The following is a 24,866-nucleotide window of genomic DNA, read 5'->3' as shown; positions in this document are numbered from 1 at the left end:
TACCAGTATGCCGAAAAGCCTGCGCTGCGTCGGCGTGCTCATGGCATCCTGAAGTTGACCCGGTTCGGTGGACACCCGACCCTTTGAGAAGGAGGAGTCCACCGAACCGGGTCAACTTCAATAGTATGCATTAGCCTCAGGCTAAAGCCGTTCACCGTCCGCTGAGTTGGTGTGACTCCATCGTCATTTACACCTCTTTTTCCTCAGAAATCAGAAGGAAGAGGGTCAGGCCGACATGAAGTCGTTCCAGCGTCTGACTAGATAGTTGTGTTCATCCATTACCGTGTTCCACACCGCGATACGGCTCATGCGCGTCATATAGTCTCCGCCGTCGCGGATCTCGCCACGATGAATCATGCGAGAAGATCCGGAGGGGCCGGAAAGATCCTCAGAGGCCGGCTTTCCAGCGTACCAGAAGTCCCATTCAGCAGAGGTTAGGTGAGGACGGGTCAGCTCTGGGGTGGAAATGTAATAGCCTTGACGGGCCATGACTGCACCGGGCCATCCGGAAAGCCACCAGTTGAGATAGTCGTAGGCGGCATCCAGGGTGCGCCCCTTCACATGTCGCGAGATTGACATGCCGCCATACCAGGCGCGGTAGCCCTCTATTGGCGAAGCCATGCGCACCTTGATTTGGCGTCGCTTGAGGTCAGTCATGGCCGGTGACCACAGGCTCTCGATGCCGACACGGCCGCGAACCATATCCGAGGAGGCCTGATCTTGGTTGCTCCAGAACGTACGAAAATGCTGCTGGCGCTTTAGACTGATGAGGCAGTCGATGAGGCAGTCGATCTCGGCCACGCTGAGGTTTCCAAGATCCTCGAACTGGACCAGGCCCGCCGCTTTGGCGGCCATTGCGGCGTCGATCGCCCCGATGGCGCTGTCGTTCTGCAGGCTGACCATGCCCCGCCAACGTTTGTCCAGCAGCCAGCCCCAGCTCTCTTGGTCGCTATCTAGCCCTTTCGGCAGCATGTCCAGACGATAGCCGAAGCTGTCCACATTGTGGCTGACTGGCAGCATGGTGATATGTTCGCTGGGGCGGGAACCGCAGCTGCCATCGGGCTGGACGTAGAGGCGGTCGACCGGATTACTGCCGGCGCCCAGCGGCGCGTGAGGCGTCAGGCGGCCTGTCTTCGGCAGGTCATTGATCCTGTCCCAGTGCTCAATGCGGCCGATCTCAATGGGTTGGATGGCATTGGCTGGCCAGACGAAGTCCACGTTGTGAAACCATTGATCGTAGATATCGAAGCTGTCCGGGGCCAGAACACCCGCGCGCTGGGCAGCGACGCCATCGAGGACCTCAAAGATCAGGCGAATGCCCAGGTCCTCCCGAGCGCGCTTGCGAATATTCTCCAGAAGTGTCACTGAGGTGCCGAGCACGCGTAGGGTAACGGGGCTGCGCTGCACGTAGGGCGGGGTCGATTGGGGGGAAGATGCAGCTTCACTCATGGAAGATCCTGGGGCTTGTGTGGTCGCTGACTGCGCTCATGAAGGCAGCCAATGAGTCTGCCACGCGCTTGGCGGTGATGCCATGGGTGATGAAGATTAGGTCTGAGCGGCGGTCACTCTCGGGCCAGGTCTCAACGTGCTCCGGGGGATGAATGGTGTGCTGAACACCGTGAAGGATCACCGGGCGACTGTCCCCTTTTATGTGCAGGACACCCTTGACTCGCATAATGTTGCTGCCGTGGCGATTGAGTAGCATAGAGAGCCAGAGACCAAAGCAGGTCCAGTCCACGTCGCCTTCAAAGCCGAGACGAAACGACTTAATATCACCAAGATGAGCAACTGCTTTGGATTCTATTGGTATGCGCCAGGGCCCAAGCCATGTTTTCACTTCGGAGTGGCTGAAGCGCTCAAGGTGGGGGCCGCTGGCGAAGAGCTCATCACTGGGTTGGTGTAGAGCCTCACGTCCCAGTCGCTGAGCTGCCGGGTTGATGGCGTCAATTAAGTGCTGGATCTCACTAAGTTGGTCGTTATCAACCAGGTCGCTCTTGCTGATTACCAGCTTGTCGGCCACCGCCACCTGGGCCTCCCACACCGGGTGCTGCTGTCGGCTGGCTGTGGCGTTGACGGCGTCGACCAGGGTGAGATTAGTGCCCGGGCGCAGGTGATGACGTAGCACCGGGTCGGCGGTGATGGTGGAGGCGATGGGGCCCGGGTCGGCTAGGCCGGTGGTTTCCAGCACAATCCGCTTGAACGGTGGGATTTTACCGTCCTGTCGCTGTGACAGCAGGCGCCGCAAGGCTTCCGACAGTTCGCCGCGAATGGTGCAGCAGACGCAGCCACTGGAGAGCAACACGGCATCCTCGGCGATATCTCCGAGCAGGCGATCGTCAAGGCCCACATCGCCGAACTCGTTAATCAGCACCGCGCTGTCACCGAAGGCTTCGCTGGCCAGCACCGACTTGAGCAAGGTGGTCTTGCCGCTGCCCAAGAAGCCCGATATCACGTGAACCGGTAGCAGCGGTGTCGTGTCGTTCATGGGTTGGCTCCTCGCCGGGGGATGTCATGGGGCTTTGGAAAGTCGGGAAGTCAGTTCAGAGATGCCAGAAACTGCGCGTCCAGAGGATCTATATCGTGACCGGTCAGCTGCTCGGCCTGGCGCCAGATGCCTCCCAGATCCTGAACAATCTCTCGTTTGCCGGTGGCCGTGGCTAGCACGAAGCTCGATGCCTGGAAATCCTCGATTTCCAGGCGGTGCGGGCGAAGTGCGCGATTGATCAGCTTTGTGCGGTAGGCCCTGGCGCGGCGACGCTCATAGTGGGCTTGCTCCGGGTCTTCGATATGGGTGCTCCAATGGTTCTCGCCGCCGAAGGCGCCGCATAGTCCGCACATGAGATCTCCTGGAACGGTTGGTTAAGGCAGGCAGCGAGCCTGCTCCGGGTCCGTGGGACAGTCCGTGTGGTAGCTGGCCGCAAGCGCCACCCTCAACAGCGCCTCGTCCTCTCCGCAGGGCGCGGTTAGCTGGATGCTGGTGTGCTGCTGCTCATCAACGCCGCTTGGCAGTGCTACCGCCGGAGCATCCAGCAGGCTCGCTACCATGCTCAATCGCAGGGTGGCGAGATTTACCTCGGCGAAACGCTCGGGGTCGTCCTTCAACGGTGCAAGCAGTGGTGCGGCATGCGCAACGGTAGGAGTGAGCAGGGTAGCACCTGCGAGCTCATGGCGAAGCTGCGATTGAAGCGCCCGGCGTTGGCGATAGAGCGTCACGACGCTGTCCGGTGTCATTTTCTGTGCACCCAGCAGCCGTTGGCGAACCCTTGGATCCATATCTTTGGCGGCGTCACGTTCCAGGAGCTCACGATACTCGGTGTAGGCTTCTGCCGCGCCTAGCCAGCCGTGGCATTGGATCAGGTCCAGGGTGTCGCTGATGCTGGCAAGCTTCCTCCTGACTAGATGAAAGCCGGCATTGGCAAGGCGCTCTGCGCTCTTCTCCAGGTTTTGACGCACGCCTTGTTCGACACGCTCGTCATCGAGACAGGCAGTATCGAGCACGATTACCGTGCATTCGGGGTCCGCCGGCTCTCGCACCTGTACCGCCTGGCCTCGCATAGCATCGTCGATGGCCAGACAGTCCTCCAGGGAGGTGGCCATCACCCCGATGGTGTCCAGGCTGTAGGCTAAGGGAGTGACACCCTCTCGGCTGTGGCGAGCTTGCGAGGGACGGTAGGACACCAGACCGTTGAAGGCGGCAGGCACGCGAAGCGAGCCCGCCGTGTCGGTGCCGATGGCTGCCGGGACGATCCCCTTGGCCACGGCCACTGCGGAGCCAGAGCTCGAGCCGCCGGGAACCCTGGGCTCCCCTCCCCCCGGAGTGTGGTGGGGAGTGCCATAGTGTGGATTCAGGCCCAGGCCCGAATATGCCAGCTCGGTAAGGTTGGTCTTGCCGATGCACACCATCCCGGCCCCCGCGGCATGGCGAACCGCTGCGGCATCGCATTTGGCTGGTGCTTCGGCGAGCACTTGACTGCCGGCGGTGGTCAGAGAGCCGGTGATATTGAACAGATCCTTCCAGGCCAGCGGGACTCCATCGAGGGGGCCCAAGGCGGTGCCGTAGCGTCGGCGCTGGGCGGCGGCCTCGGCTTCGGCCAAGGCACGATCCGGGGTGAGCGAGATAAAGACCGCGTCACTATCCTTGGCCTTGGCCAGGCAGTGACGCGTCAGCGCGACCGGATCGAGCTCGCCGCGCTGGATGGCCTCGCCGATGGCGAGGGCGGTGCGGGGGAAAGAGTCCATGAGGGTGTCTCTCCGGGTTGGAAGAGCGTCACCAGGGCGACGCTCGATGCCGGTTCAGCGATCCTCGCGCTTCAGCGCGGAGGTCGGGATGTCGTCGGTGATCAGGCGCTCGAAGCGTTCCTGCTCGGTGTAGACCCAGTTGCGCCCCACCGAGGTGGCCAGGAAGCGATCATCGAAATCGGCGTCCAGCTCTTCCTGAGGATAGCGGCGCAGGATCCAACCTTTCATCAGCACGAGGTACACAACCAGTGCCGTGACAAAACCGACGGCGTAGGCGTACTCGAGGAATAGGAGCGCCACTGTGCCGCCGATCACCCAGGCAATGATTCCGGCCGGGTTAAAGCCGTTGAGAAAGCGGAACTGGCCGTTGGGATCGAATAGCGCAGGTACATTGAGGCGACGGCGGCGCAGGATATAGTAGTCCGCCACCATGATGCCGCCGACCGCGGAGAGCACGGCGCCGTAGTAGCTGAGGAAGGTGAACAGATTGTCGAGGATCAGCCAGGGCATGGAAGCGGTGCCGATCAAACCGGCGATGACCAGCGCGACCGGATAGCTGATGCGAGGTGCGCCAGCGTTAACGAAGGTGAGGGCGGCCGGAATCAGGTTGGCCGCGTTGTTGGTGGACCACTGGGCGAGAATCACCATCAGCAGCAATGCCACCAGGGTCAGGCCGCCGCCCTGACCCTGAATGACAGTGACGGGGTTCCAGTCACCCGCGGCGATAAAGGATACCCCGCCGATCAGCGCGATCCACGCCTGGGTGGCGGGGAGGGCCAGAAACTGGGCGACGAAGACGTTGCGATTGCGGGCGAAGAAGCTGCGCTCTCCCCCGGGCGTGCGCAGGAAACGGGTCAGATTGGGGATGTCCACAGCCAGTGCCGACCAGAAGGCCATGTTGGCGAAGAACAGCCCCAGAGGGGCCACGTCCTGATCGCCGACAAAGGTCCAGATATTGATGCCGTTGGTCTCGGCCAGTACGTCGAGAGTGAAGTACATCCACACCGAGATCGCTACGATGCAGGGGGCTGCAATGGATGCTAGCAGTTCCACGGCGCGGATGCCGAGAGCGGTATTGACGATCTGCACCACGGCGAACAGTGCGTACCACAGGACCCAATTATCGAAACCCCACAGGTATTCGACGATGCCGTTGAGGGCCAGGGCGCCGAGATAAGTCTGGACGCCGAACCAGATGGCCGCCACCACGCCTCGGGACACCGCGGGCAGGTGGGTGCCCTTGAGTCCGAAGGGAGCGCGTAGGTAGACGGCAAAGGACAGGCCGTGTTCGGTGCCGATATCCGCGGTAAGGCTCATGACCACGCCGAGGACGAGGTTGGCAAAGAAAATGATCGCCACCACCTGAAGCAGTGGCAGGCCAGCGACACCGCCGGCGCCGAGCTGGAAGGTGGCGATGATTACGGCCATGCCTATCCAGAGCCAGATAAAGCCAAAGAAACCGATGGTTCGCTGGTTGAGCCAGACCGGCAAGATGGCAGCTTCCAGCAGGTGTTGGCGGTTATCGTCCGGTTCGACCGACGTGGCGGAGTCGTTGATGTCTTGTGTGTAGGCCACGGTATCGCTCCTCTGGGGTTGTGCGATTGTTGTTAGAAGGCGATTTTCGGCGACGATGACCTGATCGCGCCGAATCCAATAAATGCATTATGGGTACAAAAATCATCATTTGGCAAGAGACGCACCTTCTCCTAAGGTCGTATAGAGCGACACGGCTTAATCTAATAGGCTGTTTTATAAAGGAAAAGCCACTCTGAAAATCTGGTTGCTGTTAGGTTTTATGGTTTTTGTCGACAGTCGTCGCTTTTTCTCGGCTCGAAAGGCATGGAGGGAAGTGTCAAAATACGCTGTCGTCTATGGTGCGTTTGATTAGCGTCGGGCGAGCAAATCTGGCGCTCGCCAGGGTGGAGACGAGTGAGTGGATGACTTCGGGGAGGAGGGGGTTCTGGCTATCGCTTACAGTTCCAGCAGGCGTCAAGAGGGGCGCGCTCCGCGCTATGCCATGATCCAGGCGTCTTTGCGTGAGGCCATTCTGGCTCAGCGCGTGCCATCCAATCTGGTTCTGCTCGAGGGTCCTATTGCGAGGCTGTACGGCACCAGTCGCGGTCCGGTTCGCAAGGCGCTGGAACTGCTGCACGAACAGGGGGTGATCAGTCGCTTCGAGGGGCGCGGCTTTCTGGCGACGCCGGAGCCCGACTCGGTGACGCCGACGCGGGAGGCGCTGACGCCGGAGATGCTGGGGCTAGCCGCTGATGATCAGCCCGCCGTGGATACTCGGCCGGCCGCCGATCGCATCTACGCTCAGGTGGAGGAGGCCGTTGCCACCTGCCTGGCCTTTGGTCACTTTCGCATCGTTGAGACGATACTCAGCGAGTACCACGGCGTCAGTCGCACCGTGGCCAGGGAGGTGCTAGGACGTCTTCGCAATCAGCGGCTGGTCGAAAAGGACCATTATTCTCATTGGTTGGCCGGCCCTCTGACGGCCCAGGCGGTGTCCGAGGATTACGAAATTCGCGTTCTTCTCGAGCCGGCGGCGCTCAGGGCTTCCGGACCTCTGCTGGATCGCGCCGAACTGAAGGCGATGCAGGCGGGGGTTCAGCGCATGATCGATCATCCTGACCTGCAGAGCGCTGCGACCATCACCCGCCTAGAGCAGGATCTGCATCAGCGATGCCTGCGCCACTACCGAAATCGCAAGGCTAGCGAGATGATCGCCCAATGCCAGCTGCCGGTGGTCGTCAATCGCATATTTTTTCAGACGCTAGGCGTGCCACCGGACGAACCTCTGTTGATGGAGCACAAGCTGGTCCTCGACCATCTGCTGTTCGGCGCCTTCGACGCCGCGGCTTCCAGTCTGCAATCACATCTTCAGGCGGCGGCCGAGCGCACCCGGCGCCGACTGAAAGTGCTGTCGGTCTTTCCCGAGCCAGACCTTCCGCCTTACCTGCTCAAAATCACTTGAGTCGGCGCCTTCCCTTTGCTCTGTTGCCTCGTTAGGGCGCAATGCGCCTGCCTGCCTTTACGGAAGGTTGTGGGGGGCTTCCAAAGCCCTGGCTAAAATGACATGTGAATTCAATAGTCGTAAATAATGGCCTGTTTTGGAGCATCGGTAACGATGGTTAGCCTCTGGTCGAAAACCGTTGCGCAACGCGATCGAGAGCAAAGGTGGTAATTCTCTGATTTGTTTATATTTTTACTGCACCATGGGCTTTCCCGACTTTGGCCCTTTTGGTGCAACTGGAGGCCACAAAACGGGCGTCTCCAGTTGGTGATGTTCTTGCCTTGACAAAAATGACCTTTGTGTTCAGTATCCAATTGAGAGCGGATGGTGAAGACCACCATTCGCCTGCTGCAAGCACACCATGGCCAAGTACTAATAGAGGTGTTCAAGATGGCGAAAAAAGAGATTCTCTGTGCATTTGGCGTCGACGTGGACGCCGTGGCCGGCTGGCTCGGTTCCTACGGCGGCGAGGACTCCCCCGACGACATCTCCCGCGGCCTGTTCGCTGGTGAAGTCGGCGCGCCGCGCCTGCTCAAGCTATTCGAGCGCTACAACCTCAAGACCACCTGGTTCATTCCCGGCCACAGCATCGAGACTTTCCCGGAGCAGATGAAAGCTGTAGTGGATGCGGGTCACGAGGTCGGCGTTCACGGCTACAGCCACGAAAACCCCATTGCCATGACCCGCGAGCAGGAGCGGGACGTCCTCGACTACAACATCGAGCTGGTGACTAACCTATCCGGCAAGCGGCCGACGGGTTATGTGGCGCCATGGTGGGAGTTCAGCCCGGTGACCAACGAGCTGCTGCTCGAACGTGGCATCAAGTACGATCACAGCCTGATGCATAACGACTTCCACCCCTACTACGTCCGCGTTGGCGACTCCTGGACCAAGATCGACTACTCCAAGCCCGCCAAGGAGTGGATGAAGCCGCTGGTTCGCGGTGAGGAAACCGACCTGATCGAGATTCCGGCTAACTGGTACCTCGATGACCTGCCGCCGATGATGTTCATCAAGAAGTCCCCCAACAGTCACGGCTTCGTCAGCCCGCGTCAGCTGGGCGAGATGTGGCAGGACCAGTTCGACTGGGTCTACCGCGAGAATGACTACGCGGTGTTCACCATGACCATCCACCCCGACGTTTCGGGTCGCCCTCAGGTTCTCATGATGCTCGAGCGACTGATCGAGCACATGCAGAGCCACGAGGGCGTGCGCTTCTGCACCTTCGACGAGATCGCCGACGACTTCGCCAGCCGCCACCCGCGCAGCTGACGTTGGATCTGTACTAACAACCACACCACAACGATAACGAAAGAGGGTGACGTCAATGACCGAACCAACTTCCACCGCGCCCTCTGGGGCCCGTTCTGACGCGGATGAGCCCTGGAACGCTGTCATCACCAAGAAGCAGATCGGCTACGCCTCGCTAGTCTGCTTTATCGCCTGGGTGGCGTCTGTCTACGACTACACCCTCTTCGGAACACTACTGCCCGTGATCGCCGACGATTTTGGCTGGAGTGCTGCTAAGGCCACTGCGATCAACACCTGGGCCACCATTGGGGTGTTTGTCGTCTCGCTGGTGGTTGGCACCCTGCTCGATCGCTTTGGACGCAAGAAGACGCTGATCCTGCTGGTTATAGGTGGGGCGGTTAGCTCTGGATTGTCGGGGATTGCCATGGGGGCGGCCTCGATGGTCATTATTCGCGCTTTCTCCGGCTTTGCGGTCTCTGAGGAGGTGGTCAACGCCGTCTATCTCAACGAGATCTACAAGAAGGCCAAGGGGCGCGGTTTCATGTACAGCTTAGTGCAGAGCGGCTGGCCAGTAGGCGCTTTGCTGGCTGCGGGCATGACCTCGCTGCTGCTGCCCGTTGTGGGCTGGCGCGGTAGCTTCTTTGTTGCCGCCTGTGCCTCGATCATTGTCATCGTGATGGCTGTCAAGCTGCCAGAATCGCCAGTGTTCGCGGCGATAAAGGAAGTCGAGCGTCGGCGCAAGGCGGGAGATGCCGAGGGCGCCACTAAGCTGGCCGCCGAACACGACGTCGAGGTAGACACAGGAAGCAACCTGGGTCTGAAGGGTGTCTTCGCACCTGAACTGCGCCGTCATACCATCTCGTTATCGCTGGTCTGGCTGTTCAGCTGGATGGCGATTCAGGTCTTCGCGGTGCTGGGCACTACGGTGCTGGTGGAAGCCAAGGGTGTCAGTTTTGAAAACTCCCTCTACGTGTTGATCTTGGCCAACGCAGTAGGCTTTGTTGGCTACCTGAGCCATGGCTTGGTGGGAGATCGCATCGGCCGCCGCAACACTGTACTGATGGGTTTCCTGCTCGGCGGTATCGCCAGTATCCTGATGCTGCTTGGTCCGGCCAGCGATGGCTTCGTTTATCTGATGTACGCTATCACCCTATTTTTCCTGCTTGGCCCCTTCGCCGCCATCCTGTTCTACATGGGCGAGTCCTTCCCGGCCCACGTTCGTGGCACCGGAACCAATGTGGCCCACGTCATGGCCCCGGTGGGTGCAATTGTCGGTTCGGGCCTGGTATCTGTGCTGTTGACCATTGGCGTCAGCATGACCTGGGCAGCGATTCTGGCTGGCTCCCTGCCGCTGGTTCTCAGTGGATTGTTGATGTTCGGTACTCGACATGTGGATCACCTTGAGCACGACACACTCGAGGAGGCTGTGGCATGAACACTTTAAAACGTGACGATGGTCTGGCAGGAAAGGTCGCGATCATCTCCGGTGCCGCTAGTGGGATCGGCCAGGCCTTGGCGGTCAGTTATGCCAAGGCTGGCGTCAAGGTGGTAGCGGGTTACTACCCGGGCGACCCTCATGACGTCGAGGAAACCGTCTCGGCGGTGAGGGAGGCTGGCGGCGAGTGCGTAGCCGTGGCGGTAGACGTGAGAGATGGGTCCCAGTGTGACGCCCTAGCCCAAGCCGCCATCGATACCTTCGGCGCCCTCGACATTGCCGTCGCCGGAGCCGGGATCCTGCGCCAGGCGTCGCTGCATGACCTCTCAGATGAGGCCTGGAACGACATGTTGTCGGTGGATCTTACTGGGGTGATGCGAGTCTTCCGTGCAGCTTCCCGGGTCATGGCCGGGCCTGGCGCCATGGTTGCCATCTCGTCAATTGCCGGTGGCGTCTATGGATGGGACGACCATGCCCACTACGCTGCGGCCAAGAGTGGCTTGATGGGGCTAGTGAAGTCTCTGGCGGTAGAGCTCGCGCCACGCAGCATCCGCGTCAATACCCTTGTTCCAGGGTTGATCGAGACGCCGCAGTCGCTGGATCCAGTTAACTCGCTGGGCCCCGAGGGGCTCGCCGCCGCCGGCAAGTTGATTCCGTCGGGACGGGTGGGTCGTGCCGAGGAAGTGGCACGCACGGTGCGCTTTTTGACCAGTGACGATGCCACCTATGTGACCGGCCAGCAGCTCATCGTCGACGGTGGCCTGACTGTTCGCTGGCCGAGCTGACCGCGCAGACACGGGGTGGGGGTCTCCCTGCCTCGTCTCCCTCTTGAAAGGAGAGTTCCTCCATGTCAAATAAACTTCAAGGCAAGGTCGCCTTGGTGGTGGGCGGAGCCAGCGGTATCGGTCGCGCCATCGCCCATCTGTATCACGCCGAAGGCGCCACCGTTGCCGTGGCCGATCGCAATGCCGACGCCTGCGAGCAAGTGAGTAGGGCGTTCAGATCCCGCTTTACCACTCACGCGGTTGACGTCTTCGACGAAGCCTCGGTGAAATCCATGGTCGATGAAGTGATCGACACCCATCAGGCCATTGACGTGCTGGTCAACAGTGCAGGCATTCTTGACGAGAAGCCCTTTCTCGAAATGACCGCCGAGACCTTCGATCGCATGATCGGCATTAACCTGCGTGGTGTCTTTCTAGTCAGTCGCCAGGTCGCGCCGCACATGGTAGAGCGCAAGAGCGGGCGCATCATTAACGTGGCCTCTCAGCTAGCGCTCAAGGGCGGCATGGGCCTGTCCCATTACTGTTCGGCCAAGGCCGGCGTACTGGGGTTAACCAAGTCCATGGCCCATGAACTGGCCCCCTTTAATGTGCTGACCAACGCCATCGCCCCTGGACCTATTTTGACGCCGATGCTGGAAGGCCTGAGTCCCCAGTGGATTGCTGACAAGGAAGCGGAACTTCCCTTGGGCCGCTTCGGCAAAGCTGAAGAGGTGGCACCTACTGCACTGATGCTGGCCGCTTCACCGGACGGCGATCTGTACCTTGGCCAGACCCTTGGACCCAACAGTGGCGATGTAATGTAGTCGGCCGGGATCATGCCGATGCTCAGTATTCTGCTCGTCAAATGGTTGTCCACCGCGATTGTGGTAATTGGCGTGTCCGTGGCGGTGGTGCGTCTGGGCCCCAAGCTTGGTGGCGTCCTGGCCGGGACGCCCATCGTGCTGGGGCCGGGCTACTTCTTCATGCTCCGCGAGCAGCCGTCGGCCTTCGTCGCCGATGCCGCTCTGGGATCATTGCATGCCATGCTGGCGACTCTAGCCTTTTGCCTCAGCTATGTGCTGCTGGCCGGTCGATGGGGTGCATTGGCCAGCGTCGCTCTGGCCGCCGCCCTTTGGGTTCCGGTGGCGGCCGCCGTAGCGGTGCTGCCTGGTGGCGTGGCGTTGGCGCTAGCCGCGATCGGGCTGGGCATGATACTGGCGCTGCGTTTGATGAATTCACTGGGGCTTGCGCGAAGTGCGGTATCAGCACCGCTGCATTGGGGCGATTTACTCATTCGAGGCGCGCTCGCTGGGGCGATCGTCTGCCTGGCTACGGCGGTCTTGGATGATTTCGCACCCGCCGTATCCGGTGTAGCCTTGAGTTTCCCCATCGGCATGCTGACCATTGCTCTGACTCTACATCAGCGCTATGGCGCCGAGGTGGCCCGTGCCACCCTGGCCGATACCCAGCTCGGAATGCTCAGCTTGATAGCTTTCAGTGCGGTACTGGCTTCAAGCGTAGAATCGCTAGCTTCGGTCTTTGTATTTGGTTTGTCGTTGGCAGCGTCGCTTCTCGTTAGCATCCTACTGTGGTTCCTCCACAGTATCCGTCCGGAAAGCCCATCTTCCGCTGAGGCCAGCAGCGCGTAACAGTAGGTGCCCATCTATTTCTAAATGGGCACTACCATGACCATCCCAAGCATTGATCGCGTGATTCGTCGGCGTCGCCACTACACTCCCGAGTTCAAGGTCAGGATCGTGACTGCCTGCCAGTAACCCGGCACCTCGGTGGCCGGAGTTGCCCTGGAACATAGCCTGAACGGCAACCTGGTGCACAAGTGGATCCGTGACGCGCGTCGGCGGGAGTCGGGGTGCGACACACCACCATTTGTCCCGGTACTGATGGTAAGCCCCTTGCCACCGCTGGCCACCCAGCATCAGGATGCTGAGTGCATCTGACTCACGATCCCGCGCCCTCAGGGGGCGGTGACCGTGGCATGACCCGTCTCCGCCGCGGAGAGCTGTCGCGCGATGCTTTGGGATCTGCTGTCGTAATCCTGGATCTCGATGGCCTGCCCATCGAGGTGTTTGGTCGTAAGCAATGGGATGGAGTCCTCCCCGTTTGCCAGCATGGAGGCCTTCCTGCGCGCCAACGACAACCCGCACGGCGTGGACATGATAGGGCTCGGAGATCCGTGGCTGATCGTGACAATCCACAATCCGCTGGACACCGAGCCGAGTCTCTACCCCACCATACTCCGCGGCGCCTTCAAGCCCTCGCAGATCACAGACTTCATCAACCGCGAGGCAATTGTATACGGATCCGTACATATACGGTGGTCTGGGAGGGCACCGGGGGTGACCCCGGTCCCTACCCGATTGTGTTCTGGAATGGCTCCAACGCCCGCCTTGTCACGAATTCCTCAACGAGTGCGCCCTGCTGGCCTCTCCCGAGCCGGGTCTCAGCAGACTCCTGTCTGCAGCGACGTTCCGTCCGGGGGCAAGAACTGATGTTCCGGCCCCGTGGCATGGGGCATCGGGGCCTGCCGAGCGTGGTCAGAAGGTTGGTGGGGTATTTACCCAGACGATACGGGCGGTAGTGCGACCAGGGTTGCGGTAGCGGTGCTTGCGATTGGACGGAAACCAGAAGGAGTCCCCGGTCTGCAGAAAGAAGGTCTCATCATCGACCTGAAGCTCCAGGCAGCCCTCGATCACCAGGCCCAGCTCCTCGCCTTCATGGCTGATGGCGCCGTCGCTTTCGGCACCTGGTTCGACAATGTGAATGTTTGCCTCGAGCAGGGCATTCTGTTCGGTTGGGGCCAGGCCTTCCAGTGCGATCTGACCTGAGTAGTTGGCGCCCTTCAGGCGAATCATCGGCCGCTCCCCGGCACGTCGCACGATGCCGGCGGCCTTCGGGGTCTCGAACAGCGAGGCGATGCTGACGTCTAGGGCATGCGCAATGCTGTGCAGGACCCTCAGTGAGGGTACGGTATGGCCCGCCTCGATCTTGGATACCATGCTTTCCGAACAGGCTGCCTGCTTGGCCACCTCCCGCATCCGCAAGCCACGGCTCATGCGAAGGTGTTTGATGCGTATGCCGAGCTCACTATCGGTTTCACCGGTTGGTGTTGTTTTTGGATCTTTCCCCATCGATTGGTCTCTTCTCTTCAAGTGAGATCCCGAGGAATGTCTGGTCGATTTCCAAGGGCGGTTAGGTCTGGCGCGCCGGCACTGTTTTAGTGCATCGAGGCTGCCCTGGTGCAAGTGAGAGGCTGAGTATGGCAGCTACCGCTTATTGTATCGTCGCGTCGGGCAAGCGTCTCGAATCACGCCATCAGGCAGCGAAAGACAGCATTTATACAACCATAACAAGGCGTTGAGGCGCGGTATGGCAGCCTTGTGCCCCATCATTCGTGACAAACTGCCTGCTATGGCCTGGTCCTTGCAATTCTTTATGAAAGGTCTATCTTGGGATTCATGCCCATGAATATAGGTAAGGTTCTATCATTATGACTGCTAGCAAGCCAGGCCGCGATACGGCAAGAACATCCGGATGCCCAGAGGTCGCCATCGATGGCGAGCGTCTCTGGCATCGCCACATGGCGCTGGCCAGCCACGGTGCCCTGGCCCGGGGCGGCGTGAACCGGCAGGCGTTTACGGCGGTGGATGCCGACGCGCGGTTGCAGTTGATGGCGTGGGCCGCCGAGAGCGGGCTTGAGCCCTCGATCGATGCCATCGGCAACCTGTTCCTGCGCCTGGCCGGCACCGATTCCACCCTGCCGCCGGTCTTGACGGGATCACATCTGGATACCCAGCCGGCGGGAGGCAAGTTCGACGGTACCTTCGGGGTATTGGCGGGGTTGGAGGCCTTGACGGCGATACAGGCACGGCAACTGTCGTTGCCGCGTTCGCTGGAGCTGGTGGTGTGGGCCAATGAGGAAGGGTCCCGTTTCCCGCCAACCACCATGGGATCGAGCGTGTTTGCTGGCGGCATGAAATTGGACCAGGCACTGGCCGCGCGGGATGATCAGGGCATGGCGTTGGGGGATGTGATCGAGCTCTTCCTGGCGCGGCACGGTGAGCTCCCCCGTCGCGACTTCGGCACACCGGTGCACGCTTATCTGGAAGCCCACATCGAGCAGGGTCCGGTGCTGGAGCGCGCGGAATGCTCGCTGGGGATCGTGTCGGGCATCCAGGGACTGCGCTGGTTCGAGATCGAGGTGCAAGGCCAAGAGGCTCACGCGGGTACCACACCCCGCGCGGCACGCCGCGACGCCCAGGCGGCGGCCATGCGCATCGCGATGGCGCTGACCCGCTATTTCGAGGATGAGGACGATATCGCCCGGTTCACCATCGGGCGCTGGCAGGTGCAGCCGGGATCCCCGAACACTGTCGCTGGGCGGGTGGTGTTCACCATCGACTTCCGTCATCCCGACGCCGGCGCGCTCGAGCGCATGGGGGATGCCATCGCCCCACTCTGCGAGCAGCTGGCAGCTCCCTGCGACGTGCTGGTCCAAGAACTGTCGCACTCGGCACCGATTCATTTTCCGTCAGCCATTCGCCGGCTGTTGACCTTGGCCGCCCGCGACGCAGGCATGGCGACCCTGGAGCTCATGTCTGGTGCCACCCACGATGCGAAATGGCTGCATACCATGGCCCCGACAGGAATGTTGTTTGTGCCCTGCGAGGGCGGTGTCAGTCACAACCAGGCGGAAAGTGCAGCCCCCGAGGATCTCCGCGCAGGCACCCAGGTGTTGTGCAATGCCTTGATTCGTCTGGCGGGAGAGTCTGGAGCCGCACGTATGCCTTCATCGCAATAGGCCATCCACTGGGCTGCCTATTGCACCTTACCGCAACACCAACAACCCACAACTTTAACAAGAGGTACTGTTCCATGACGCTTTCAGGCATGAAGACGGTCGTCGGTATGACGGCCATGGCACTCGCACTCGGTGCCGGGGCTGCCCAGGCCAAGGATACGGTCGAGGTGGCCTTTATCGGTCCGCTCTCCGGGGGCGTGGCCGCCAACGGTCTCGGCGGACGCAACTCGGCAGAGCTGGCGGTCGCGCTGCGCAACCAGGACCCCGATGCCAAGTACCATTATGAGCTGCTGGTGCTCGATGATGAATGCAAACCCAATATCGGTGTGCAGGTGGCGACCAAGGCGGCGGCCGATCGAGATGTGATTGCGGCGGTGACGCACTACTGTTCCGCGGTGGCCATGGCCACGGCCGATGTCTATCACCGATTCAAGTTGCCGGCGGTGGTGTGGGGTGCCGTCTTGCCGGATGTGACCTATGGCAACGAGTACCCGGAAGTCCACCGCGTCAACGGCACGATGATCAACCAGAACGAAACCGCCGCGCAGTTCATGACCGAGCAGGGCTACAAGAAGTGGGTGGTCATTCATGACACCACGGATTATGGCAAGGGCCACAACGAGCACTTCTCGAAGTTTGTCACCGAGAGTGGTGGTGAGATCCTCGAGACCTTCGGTGTCGCCTCGGACCAGCAGGACTTCACCGCCGAGCTGACGCAGGCCAAGGCACTGGCGCCGGATGTCATCTACTTCGGCGGTCTGTCGCCGTTGGGTGTGCGTCTCCGTCGCCAGATGGAGAAACTCGGTATCGAGGCGCAGTTCGAGGGTACCTCGGGCATCGTTTCCGATGCCTATCTGCAGGGACTGGGTGATCTGGCCGAGGGTTCGCTGGCCTTCATCGAAGGGGCGCCGCTGGCCAAGCTGCCGGGTGGCCAGTTCTTCAAGGAACAGTACGAGGCAGCCGGCTATACCGATCCTGCCGAAGCCTATGGTCCCTTCGCCTTCGCGGCCATGGGTCTGGTGCTCGATACCATCGAAGCGGTGGGGCCGGATCGCGGCAAGGTCATCGATGCCCTGGGCAACACCGAGGGCAAGGATTCCATCGTCGGCGAGATCACCTTCGACGATCATGGCCAGAACGTCGTGGCCCTGATCACCAAGTATGTCGCCCAGGACGGCGAGTGGCTCGTCTGGGATGACAGTGAATATGCGTCTGGCCAGCGTAGTCTGGTCAATGTCCAGTAACACCTCGAGCCGTTCGGGAGCGCCTCCTCAGGGAGGCGTGCTCCCGCCCGCCCTTTTCCACACACGACTTTCGAGGTGCCTTCAATGGACATCGGACTCCTGGGTCAGTATGTCATCAACGGCCTCATGCTGGGGATGATGTACGCTCTGGTCGCCGTAGGATTCACCCTGTTTTTCGGGGTGCTCAACGTTATTCAGTTTTCTCATGGCGATGTTTTGATGGTGGGGTCTTTCGTTGGCTATACCGCCATCCTGGCGCTGGCGGCGATCGGGATCGATAATCCCATCATCGAGTTGCTGGGGGCACTGCTGGCATCGGTCGGTGTGGTGGCCCTCCTGGGGGCACTGATTGCCAGATACCTGGTGCTGCCGCTGCGATCGTCGCCGCCGCTCAATACATTGCTGATCACCCTCATGCTGGGCACCGTGCTCCGCGAGAGCGTTCGCCTGTTCTTCCCCGATGGTTCCAACCCCAAGCGCTTTCCTGCCCTGCTGCCCGATGAGGCCTTCACCTTTGGCAGTTTCACCCTGCGCGTCGACAGTCTGATGTTGTTGATCGCCGGACTGCTGCTCATCGTCGCCCTGCATCTCGTGATCAATCGCACGCGTTTGGGCCTGGCCATTCGGGCGGTCGCCCAGGATGAAGAAACGGCCATGACCATGGGAATCAATTTCCGGCTGGTGGTGCTGGTGACCTTCGCCATCGGCTCGGGTGTCGCTGCCTTCGCCGGGGTAATGAATGGCCTGTATTACAACGAGATCAATTTCGGTAACGGCCTGCTGCTCGGGGTGATCGGCTTTGCCGCCGCGATCATCGGTGGGCTCGGCAGCATCTACGGTGCCATCCTGGGCGGCTTCCTGTTTGCTGCATTGCAGACCATCGGTTCCGTGGCCTTGCCGTTTGCCAGCGCCTACAAGGACGTCTTCGCGTTTGCCGTGGTGATCGTGCTGATGGCGTGGCGACCGACCGGGCTGATCGCCGAACGTACCAGTGAAAGGGTCTGAGTCGATGCAAAATAATCTGATATACCGAATCCCCGTGCTCGGTCGACTCTCGGAGTCGAACCTGTCGCTGTTCGCTGGGCTGCTCGCCGCGCTGCTCACGACCGGCTTCGCGATCTGGTTTCTCAAGGCGGAAAACGAGTACGTCATCGGCTTCCTGCTGGCGCTTGCCGTGGCGGTGACGCTCGGCGTGTCTCGCCTGGGGGGACTAGGCTATGTCGGTCGCGCCTTCAGCGATCATGAAAAACTCATGAATGGTGCTGCCGTGTGCGGCGTGCTGGCCTTGGCGGCGGTGTTCCGCGAGGATCACTTCACGCTGCTTATGATCGCGATCGTGCTGCTCTACATGCTCGCCGGCCTGGGGCTGACCATTCAGTTCGGCTATCTCGGGCTGGTCAACCTGTCCGGGGCATCTTTCCTCGGGGTGGGGGCCTATACCTCGGCGGTCCTGCTGGCCCATACCGCCGTGCCGCCCCTGCTGGTGCTGGTGATCGGTGGGGTGATGTCGGCACTGGTGGGGTGTCTACTGGTACTGCCGGTGCTGCGTACCAAGGGACACTACTCGGCGGTGGTGACCATCGCCTTCGCCATCCTGTTCATGAGCTTTCTCCAGGTCAACGACACCCTGGGCGGGCCACAGGGCCTGGCCACCGGTGAAATGGCGCTGTTCGGCTGGGGGTTCAACACCGGGATCGAGCTGGAGAATGGCTTCTACGGGTCCTTTTACCTGAACTACCTGTTGCTGGCCCTGGCCTTGCTGGTCATCGCCTTCGCCCTGGTCAAGCGCCTGGAACGCTCCTGGATCGGGTTGAGCATGGATGCCGTCAGGCTCGACGAGACGGCGGCCGCCTGTTACGGGCTGAGCATCGCCCGCTGGAAGGTCGTCGGCTTCACGCTGGGGAACTTTCTGATCGGCATGGCCGGTGCGCTGTATGCCATGATGCTCGGCTTCATTGCTCCCGCCAACTTCAGCTTCGGCGACTCCCTGATCCTGGTCTCCATCGTGCTGTTGGGCGGCATCGGCAATCCCTGGGGGCTGGCGGTGGCGGCAGCCATTGTCGTCATTTTGCCCGAGAAGCTGCAGATGATTCAGGAGTACCGATTCCTGCTGTTTGCCGGCCTGGTGGTCCTGGTGCTGCTGTTCAGGCCGGACGGACTGCTTCCTCGCGGCATGCGTAATTACATCCCGGGCGGGGGGGCCAGATCATGAGCGCGTCAGATGTACTGCTGTCCTGCGAGGGGGTCACGCGCCGATTCGGTGGCCTCGTCGCGCTGGATCATCTCGATCTCGAGGTGAAGCGTGGCGATATCCTCGGCTTTCTGGGGCCCAACGGCTCGGGCAAGACGACCTTCTTCAATGTCCTGACGGGGATCTACGACTTCAGTGACGGCCAGGCCCACTTTGCGGGTGAGAACATCAGCAAGCACTCGGCCCAGGCCGTGTATCGTGCCGGCATCGCACGCACCTTTCAGCGTTCACGCATGTGCCTGTCGCTCTCCCTGTTCGACAACATCATGGTCGGCAATCACAAGCATCTGAACCTGGGGCTGGGCTTCAACCTATTTCGGCGCGGCGCCTTCGCGCGGGATCTCGAGCAGCGTTACGAGCAGGCCCGCGATCTCGTGCGGGCCTTCAGCCCGAACCTGGCCGATCGCATGTCCGAGGCGGTAGGGGGCTTTCCGATGCTGGATCGGCGGCGCATCGAGATCTGCCGAGCGCTGATCAGCCAGCCCAAGCTGCTGTTGCTCGACGAGCCGTCGGCGGGCATGACCCATGAGGAAACCCATCAGCTGATGGGGGATATCCTCTCGGTGCGCGAACATACCCCGGAGCTCTCGATCATCATCATCGAGCACGAAATGAGTGTCATGGAGCGCATCACCGATCACTGTGCGGTTCTCAATTTCGGCAAGAAGATCTGCGAGGGCACCTACCAGGATGTCGTCAACAACCCACAGGTGCGTGAAGCGTACCTCGGCATTGAGTGAGCGCTGTCATGACCGAAGGGCTAAAGATAGAGAACGTCTATACCGCCTATGACAAGGCGGATGTGCTGGAGGGCGTCTCCCTCGCGGTGCGGCCGGGGAAGATTACCTGCCTGCTCGGGTCCAACGGGGTAGGCAAGACCACCCTGATTCGCTCCATCCTGGGACTGACCGTACCGCGCGAGGGGCGGATCACCTTCAACGGGCAGGACATTACCGGCCTGTCGACCCACAAGGTAATCGCCAATGGCATCTCCTGCATTCCTGAAGGGCGCAAGGTGTTTCCCAAGCTTACCGTCGAGGAAAACCTGCGCCTGGGGGCCTATCAGGTGAAGTCCGACGCGGTGATCCGTGAGCGCATCGAGGAAGCCTACGAGATCTTTCCGCGCCTGAAAGAGCGCCATGTCCAGCTCGCCGGGACCATGTCCGGCGGCGAACAGGCGATGCTGTCCATCGGCCGGGGGCTCATGAGCTCACCGCAACTGCTGCTCATCGATGAGCCCTCGCTTGGGCTGTCGCCGCTGTTCGTAAAGGAGAATTTCAGCATCATCGAGCGCATCAACGAGCGGGGGGTGACCATCTTTCTGGTGGAGCAGAACATGCGCCAGACCCTGGCGATTTCCGACTACGGCTATGTGCTGAGCAAGGGAGGCGTGGTGGCGGAAGGTGATGCCAAGGCCTTGAGTGAGAACGATGAGGTTCATCAGGCCTATTTCGGCTGAGGGCAAGTCCACAGGCACCCTGTCGGGTCCCACCGGCCAGCATCGCCGCAGGTCGATTCCATTCATCAGGAGAGGTTCATCATGCCGAGTTCGGTCGATCCCGTGGCGCTGACCCAGGCACTGGTACAGTTCAACACCATCAACCCCCCCGGGCAGGAGCGCGAGTGCGCCCATCATATCGGGCAGTTGCTGTCGGCGGCGGGCTTCACGGTGACCTATCCGGAGGGCGAGGAGGGGCGCAGTAATGTCATCGCGCGTCGGGGGGGGCACTCTGGCAAGCCGATCTGTTTCACAGGCCATATCGATACGGTGCCCCTCGGCGCCCAGCCCTGGAGCGTCGATCCGTTTTCCGGTGACATCATCGATGGCAAGCTCTACGGACGCGGTTCCACCGACATGAAGGCGGGCGTCGCTGCCTTCGTCGCCGCGGCCATCGATCTGGCGGATACCTTCGATGAGGGGTCCGGCGTGGTTCTGGTGATCACTGCCGGCGAGGAAACCGGCTGTGAGGGGGCGTATTTTCTCGCTACGCAGGGGGATCTGCTCGGCGAGGCCGGTGCCATGATCGTGGCCGAGCCGACCAGCAATTTTCCCATGGTCGGGCACAAGGGGGCGCTCTGGCTCAATGCCCTCACGCAGGGGGTCACCGCGCATGGGTCGATGCCCCAGCATGGCGTCAATGCCGTGTACAAGGCCGCGCGGGTCGTTGCCAAGCTCGAGGCCTTCGAGTTTCACCGACCGCCGCATGCGGTGCTCGGCAGTGATACGCTGAATGTCGGTACCATTTCAGGTGGCCTGAACATGAACTCCGTGCCGGATTTGTGTCGTATCGGCATCGATATTCGCACGACGCCGGGCGCCTCGCATGATGCTCTCCGCGATGGCCTCGGGGGGCATCTCGCTCCCGACTTGAGCGAGCTGGAAACTGTGATCGACTTGGATGGCGTATGGACCGACCCCCAGCATGCTTGGGTGCGGGAGGTATTTGCCATCATGCAGCCCGTGCTCGGGGACATGCCCGACGCGCGCGGGGTCAACTATTTCACCGATGCCTCAGCACTCACACCATACTACGGCGATATTCCGACCATTATTCTCGGGCCTGGGGAGGCGTCACTCGCCCACCAGACGGATGAATACTGCTTTGTCGATCGCATCGAGCAGGCCAAGGCGGCCTATGTCGCCATCATGACCCACTGGAATGCCTCGTGACTCCCCCCACATGGCGCACCGCCACAGACGGCCTGACAGCGATCAGGACCGGTGACCTCACCAGCGAGGCGCTGATGCGGGAATGTCTGCAACGCGTGGCGGCCCGCGAGCCTGATGTCGCCGCCTGGCAATATCTCGATGAGCGTCGGGCGCTCGAGGAGGCCCACCGTCGGGATTCATCAGCATCACAGGGGCCGCTGCATGGTGTGCCTGTCGCGGTGAAGGACTTGTTCAGCACCCATGACATGCCGACCGGGTGTGGCTCGGCCATCTACACCGACCATCGGCCGGCCTCGGACGCCGCAGTGGTGGCACTGCTTCGCCGCGCCGGGGGCATCGTCATGGGCAAGACCGTGACCACGGAGTTCGCCTTCTACTCGCCCGGCGGCACGCGCAACCCTCATGATCTAGAGCGCACACCGGGGGGCTCGTCCAGTGGCTCGGCCGCGGCGGTGGCGGATGGCATGGTGCCGTGGGCCCTTGGTACCCAGACCGCCGGCTCCATCATTCGACCCGCGTCCTATTGCGGCGTGGTGGGGTACAAACCTACCTATGGCCTGATCAATACGGCGGGGCTCAAGCCCGCTGCCTGGTCGCTGGATACGGTTGGCGTGTTCGCCCGCAATGTTCCGGATGTCGGGCGATTGGCTGGCGTGCTGAGTGGGCGCGATCTGGCCCCGTTATGGCCAACAACACATCTTCCGAGGGTGGGGCTATGCCTTACGCCCCAGTGGGAGGCCGCCACGGCGGATACCGAGCAGGCCCTGCAAGAGGCGGTGATGTGTATCCGGGACGCTGGCGGCGAGGTGCACAACGTGAGGTTGCCGGCCAGTTTCGATGAGCTCCTCGCGGCCCAACACACCATCATGATCTATGAAGCCAGTCGCAGCCTGGCCTTCGAGCGTGACCGGCATGGCGATCGGCTCAGCAGCCAGCTCAAGGCGCTGCTGGATGAGGGTAGCGGCGTGCCGGCGGAGCGTTATGACCGGGCCCGGCAAACCGCGCGGGGCTGTCGGGCCGAGCTTGGTCGGGTCTTCATGGATATTGATGTCCTGCTGGCACCCAGCGCCCCGGGGGAAGCGCCGGCACATGCCGCAGGAACGGGTGACCCCGTCTTCAGCCGCATCTGGACATTGCTTGGTACACCTTGCGTCAACGTGCCTGGCTTGACAGGTGCCAGCGGTATGCCCGTCGGCGTGCAACTGATCGGCCCCCGGGATGGTGATCTGGCTACCTTGAGTATCGCCGAGTGGCTGTTCTCGCGGTTGAATGAAGGCTAGCGGCTGCCGCCTTACCGATCGATCGGGTCATGCTCAGAGGAGACTTGAGACGGAGCAGCGTCATCGGTTGATCATCGGTTCCCGCATCTGCATGACGTCTTTGGCAGCCCTCTCGAGGGCTGCCGGTTGGCCATGGTTCAGGCGTATGGTGCTACTGATGAGAGCAGCAGGGTTCATCAGGACGTCTCTCAGCATTGCACCCGACATCCTTGAACTGATCTAATTGGGGCGAGGCATTCTTTATCTTGAGCGCCGAGTTATCGACCAGCGCCTGCTGATATTTCTCCTCCAAGGATGCCGAGGACACAGGGTGAAATTCCTTGTTGAATCAAGCTTCTGTTTACCACCCCATTAGGCCGTTGACAGCTTGGGATGCCAGCGTTTTCAGCGTTTCGTGACCACCAGATCAAAGCCTTCGATCAAGGCCTCGAACTCGGCATGGCTGAGGGCAATGGCCTGGCCTGCCTCGATCTCCCAGCCTCGTGCGTCATGCTCTGGCGCCTCATCGGGCGCCATCACCGGGGCAAAGATCGACGACACGTCACTGGCCGCTCGGGACGCCGCAGGCGCCGCTGCCCCCGTCCCCCTGTCAGCGCTTCGCCGAGGGTCACTCGTGCGGGTGGTCAGTCACGTATAACGAATGACTATAAAAAAAAGAGCAAGATCAGGGTCTCAGGCTATTAGCACCGAGCTTCTGATAGGAGAATACCGGCCCTCAGGGGGCGGGTGCCGCCGGACAGCCCCGAAATCCTGCTTGGACGGCACCCTGGTGAAATAGGCGGGCTGAAGGCAGACACCGAAAAGGTCGTCTCCCTGCAGCAGGACTTCGTCAAGGACAGCCAGAAGCTGACCGAAGAGAACAGAAGGCCCAGGAAGGCGTCAAGGAGAGCACTGAACCGTCCCGGGATTCCCGGAGGCTCCAGACCTTGAGAGGATGGAGCCATGAGCATATCAAAACGATACTCTCCCGAGGTACGCCAGCGGGCGGTACGCATGGTCTTCGACCACGAGGCCGACTACCCCTCGCAGTGGGCGGCCATCGGCGCCATTGCCCCCAAGATCGGCTGCACGCCGGAAACCCTGCGGAGCTGGGTCCGGCAGGCCGAGCGTGATGCAGGTCGCCGGGAAGGCACTACGACCTCAGAGCGTGAGCGGATCCAGGCGCTGGAGCGCGAGAACCGGGAGTTGAAGCAGGCCAACGAGATCCTGCGTAAGGCGTCCGCGTATTTTGCCCAGGCGGAGCTCGACCGCCGCGGCAAGTGATGATCGAGTTCATCGATGATCACCGGGAGTCGTACGGGGTCGAGCCGATCTGCCGTGTCCTGCCGATCGCCCCGTCGACGTACTACGAGCACAAGGCCCGTGAAGCCCAGCCTGACTGCGCGCCGCCCCGAGTCCAGCGCGATCACTGGCTGTGCGCTGATATCCAGCGCGTCTGGGACGAGAACTTCGGTGTTTACGGTATCCGCAAGGTCTGGCGCCAATTGCATCGAGAAGCTATCCCAGCCGCTCGCTGCACCGTCGAGCGCCTGATGCGCCGGATGGGGCTGCGTGGCGTGGTGAGAGGCAAGCCGGTCCGTACGACCGTGCCAGATCCCAACAAGACCTCTCCGGCGGACCTGGTGCAGCGGCAGTTTCAACCGACTCAGCCGAACGCGCTGTGGGTGTCGGATTTCACCTATGTCGCGACCTGGCAGGGCTTCGTCTATGTCGCCTTCGTCATTGACGCCGAAACCGCCACCAAGGCTATTAAGGAAGCGGTTCCCAAGACTGCCAAGGCCGCCTAGTAAGTTTTCCCGCCGGCCCGCGCCGGCAGGTCGCGACACCTCGAGGCCGCCGATCATCGATCGGCGGCCTCTTGCATGCATGGATGATGATGGCAGGACGGGGTTTGTC

The 24,866-nt window shown here is 61.3% G+C and carries 22 protein-coding genes, 1 pseudogene and 1 other annotated feature; of the genes and pseudogenes, 15 read left to right on the top strand and 8 right to left on the bottom strand.

What is annotated here, in order from left to right; genetic code table 11:
- Nucleotides 1-225 precede the first annotated feature (225 nt).
- Genes CR157_RS22975 through CR157_RS06280 form a run of 5 tightly spaced genes read right to left on the bottom strand, consistent with a single transcriptional unit; the run spans nt 226 to nt 5,814 of the window.
- Nucleotides 226-1,449: an ABC transporter substrate-binding protein gene (locus tag CR157_RS22975; protein ID WP_110282622.1), complete on the bottom strand. Its 1,224-nt coding sequence runs from the start codon at nt 1,447-1,449 to the stop codon at nt 226-228.
- On the bottom strand, nt 1,442-2,485 hold the full coding sequence (locus tag CR157_RS06295) for a CobW family GTP-binding protein (protein ID WP_110282621.1): 1,044 nt from the start codon (nt 2,483-2,485) through the stop codon (nt 1,442-1,444). The genes CR157_RS22975 and CR157_RS06295 overlap by 8 nt, the downstream gene beginning before the upstream one ends.
- Before the next feature lie 50 nt (nt 2,486-2,535).
- Nucleotides 2,536-2,838 (bottom strand): hypothetical protein, encoded by a 303-nt coding sequence (locus CR157_RS06290; RefSeq protein ID WP_110282620.1) that lies wholly within the window; start codon nt 2,836-2,838, stop codon nt 2,536-2,538.
- A 21-nt stretch (nt 2,839-2,859) separates the two neighbouring features.
- Complete coding sequence (locus CR157_RS06285; RefSeq protein WP_110282619.1) at nt 2,860-4,239, bottom strand: amidase family protein; 1,380 nt, start codon at nt 4,237-4,239, stop codon at nt 2,860-2,862.
- A 54-nt stretch (nt 4,240-4,293) separates the two neighbouring features.
- Nucleotides 4,294-5,814, bottom strand: coding sequence for an NCS1 family transporter (locus CR157_RS06280; RefSeq protein ID WP_258364080.1), 1,521 nt, complete (start codon nt 5,812-5,814; stop codon nt 4,294-4,296).
- Nucleotides 5,815-6,172: 358 nt separating this feature from the next.
- Here CR157_RS06280 and CR157_RS06275 point away from each other — a divergent pair, with 358 nt between their 5' ends.
- The 6 genes from CR157_RS06275 (at nt 6,173) to CR157_RS06250 (ending at nt 12,354) form a co-directional block, all read left to right on the top strand.
- Nucleotides 6,173-7,216, top strand: a complete 1,044-nt coding sequence (locus CR157_RS06275) for a GntR family transcriptional regulator (protein ID WP_219999889.1) — start codon at nt 6,173-6,175, stop codon at nt 7,214-7,216.
- Nucleotides 7,217-7,579: 363 nt separating this feature from the next.
- The gene (locus tag CR157_RS06270; protein WP_258364079.1) at nt 7,580-8,527 is read left to right on the top strand and encodes a polysaccharide deacetylase family protein; all 948 of its coding nucleotides are present in this window, start codon (nt 7,580-7,582) and stop codon (nt 8,525-8,527) included.
- A 55-nt stretch (nt 8,528-8,582) separates the two neighbouring features.
- Complete coding sequence (locus CR157_RS06265; protein ID WP_110282618.1) at nt 8,583-9,941, top strand: MFS transporter; 1,359 nt, start codon at nt 8,583-8,585, stop codon at nt 9,939-9,941.
- A complete protein-coding gene (locus CR157_RS06260; protein WP_110282617.1) occupies nt 9,938-10,726 on the top strand; it encodes an SDR family NAD(P)-dependent oxidoreductase in 789 nt (262 codons plus the stop codon). The genes CR157_RS06265 and CR157_RS06260 overlap by 4 nt, the downstream gene beginning before the upstream one ends.
- Before the next feature lie 62 nt (nt 10,727-10,788).
- Entirely contained in the window at nt 10,789-11,529 is a 741-nt protein-coding gene (locus CR157_RS06255) for an SDR family NAD(P)-dependent oxidoreductase (protein ID WP_110282616.1), read from the top strand.
- Between the two features lie 18 nt (nt 11,530-11,547).
- Nucleotides 11,548-12,354: a hypothetical protein gene (locus CR157_RS06250; RefSeq protein ID WP_110282615.1), complete on the top strand. Its 807-nt coding sequence runs from the start codon at nt 11,548-11,550 to the stop codon at nt 12,352-12,354.
- A gap of 326 nt (nt 12,355-12,680) precedes the next feature.
- Here CR157_RS06250 and CR157_RS22545 read toward each other — a convergent pair whose 3' ends face one another.
- Nucleotides 12,681-12,836, bottom strand: a complete 156-nt coding sequence (locus CR157_RS22545) for a hypothetical protein (RefSeq protein ID WP_181421982.1) — start codon at nt 12,834-12,836, stop codon at nt 12,681-12,683.
- 424 nt (nt 12,837-13,260) lie between these two features.
- Entirely contained in the window at nt 13,261-13,854 is a 594-nt protein-coding gene (locus tag CR157_RS06245; protein WP_110282614.1) for a cupin domain-containing protein, read from the bottom strand.
- Nucleotides 13,855-14,213: 359 nt separating this feature from the next.
- Here CR157_RS06245 and CR157_RS06240 point away from each other — a divergent pair, with 359 nt between their 5' ends.
- The 8 genes from CR157_RS06240 to CR157_RS06205 all read left to right on the top strand — a co-directional run bounded on the left by CR157_RS06240 (nt 14,214) and on the right by CR157_RS06205 (nt 22,970).
- A complete protein-coding gene (locus CR157_RS06240; protein ID WP_110282613.1) occupies nt 14,214-15,524 on the top strand; it encodes a M20 family metallo-hydrolase in 1,311 nt (436 codons plus the stop codon).
- Between the two features lie 74 nt (nt 15,525-15,598).
- On the top strand, nt 15,599-16,768 hold the full coding sequence (locus tag CR157_RS06235; RefSeq protein WP_110282612.1) for a branched-chain amino acid ABC transporter substrate-binding protein: 1,170 nt from the start codon (nt 15,599-15,601) through the stop codon (nt 16,766-16,768).
- Nucleotides 16,769-16,852: 84 nt separating this feature from the next.
- Nucleotides 16,853-17,773: a branched-chain amino acid ABC transporter permease gene (locus CR157_RS06230; RefSeq protein ID WP_219999887.1), complete on the top strand. Its 921-nt coding sequence runs from the start codon at nt 16,853-16,855 to the stop codon at nt 17,771-17,773.
- A gap of 34 nt (nt 17,774-17,807) precedes the next feature.
- Nucleotides 17,808-18,980, top strand: coding sequence for a branched-chain amino acid ABC transporter permease (locus CR157_RS06225; RefSeq protein WP_219999886.1), 1,173 nt, complete (start codon nt 17,808-17,810; stop codon nt 18,978-18,980).
- A complete protein-coding gene (locus tag CR157_RS06220) occupies nt 18,977-19,759 on the top strand; it encodes an ABC transporter ATP-binding protein (protein WP_110282610.1) in 783 nt (260 codons plus the stop codon). The genes CR157_RS06225 and CR157_RS06220 overlap by 4 nt, the downstream gene beginning before the upstream one ends.
- Before the next feature lie 8 nt (nt 19,760-19,767).
- On the top strand, nt 19,768-20,478 hold the full coding sequence (locus tag CR157_RS06215) for an ABC transporter ATP-binding protein (protein ID WP_110282609.1): 711 nt from the start codon (nt 19,768-19,770) through the stop codon (nt 20,476-20,478).
- Between the two features lie 81 nt (nt 20,479-20,559).
- On the top strand, nt 20,560-21,690 hold the full coding sequence (locus tag CR157_RS06210; RefSeq protein WP_110282608.1) for a M20 family metallopeptidase: 1,131 nt from the start codon (nt 20,560-20,562) through the stop codon (nt 21,688-21,690).
- Complete coding sequence (locus tag CR157_RS06205) at nt 21,687-22,970, top strand: amidase (protein ID WP_219999885.1); 1,284 nt, start codon at nt 21,687-21,689, stop codon at nt 22,968-22,970. Before CR157_RS06210 ends, CR157_RS06205 begins: the two co-directional genes overlap by 4 nt.
- A 384-nt stretch (nt 22,971-23,354) precedes the next feature.
- Here CR157_RS06205 and CR157_RS22970 read toward each other — a convergent pair whose 3' ends face one another.
- A complete protein-coding gene (locus CR157_RS22970; protein ID WP_146218656.1) occupies nt 23,355-23,486 on the bottom strand; it encodes a transposase in 132 nt (43 codons plus the stop codon).
- A 426-nt stretch (nt 23,487-23,912) separates the two neighbouring features.
- Between CR157_RS22970 and CR157_RS06200 the strand changes: the two are divergent.
- Nucleotides 23,913-24,697: pseudogene (locus CR157_RS06200) on the top strand (IS3 family transposase); the annotation flags it as partial.
- Nucleotides 24,191-24,307: a sequence feature (AL1L pseudoknot), on the top strand. It overlaps the preceding pseudogene by 117 nt.
- Nucleotides 24,698-24,866 lie beyond the last annotated feature (169 nt).

The sequence above is a fragment of the Halomonas sp. LBP4 genome, assembly GCF_003202205.1.
GTDB lineage: Bacteria > Pseudomonadota > Gammaproteobacteria > Pseudomonadales > Halomonadaceae > Halomonas > Halomonas flagellata.
This window is presented reverse-complemented; position numbering and strand designations above follow the sequence as displayed.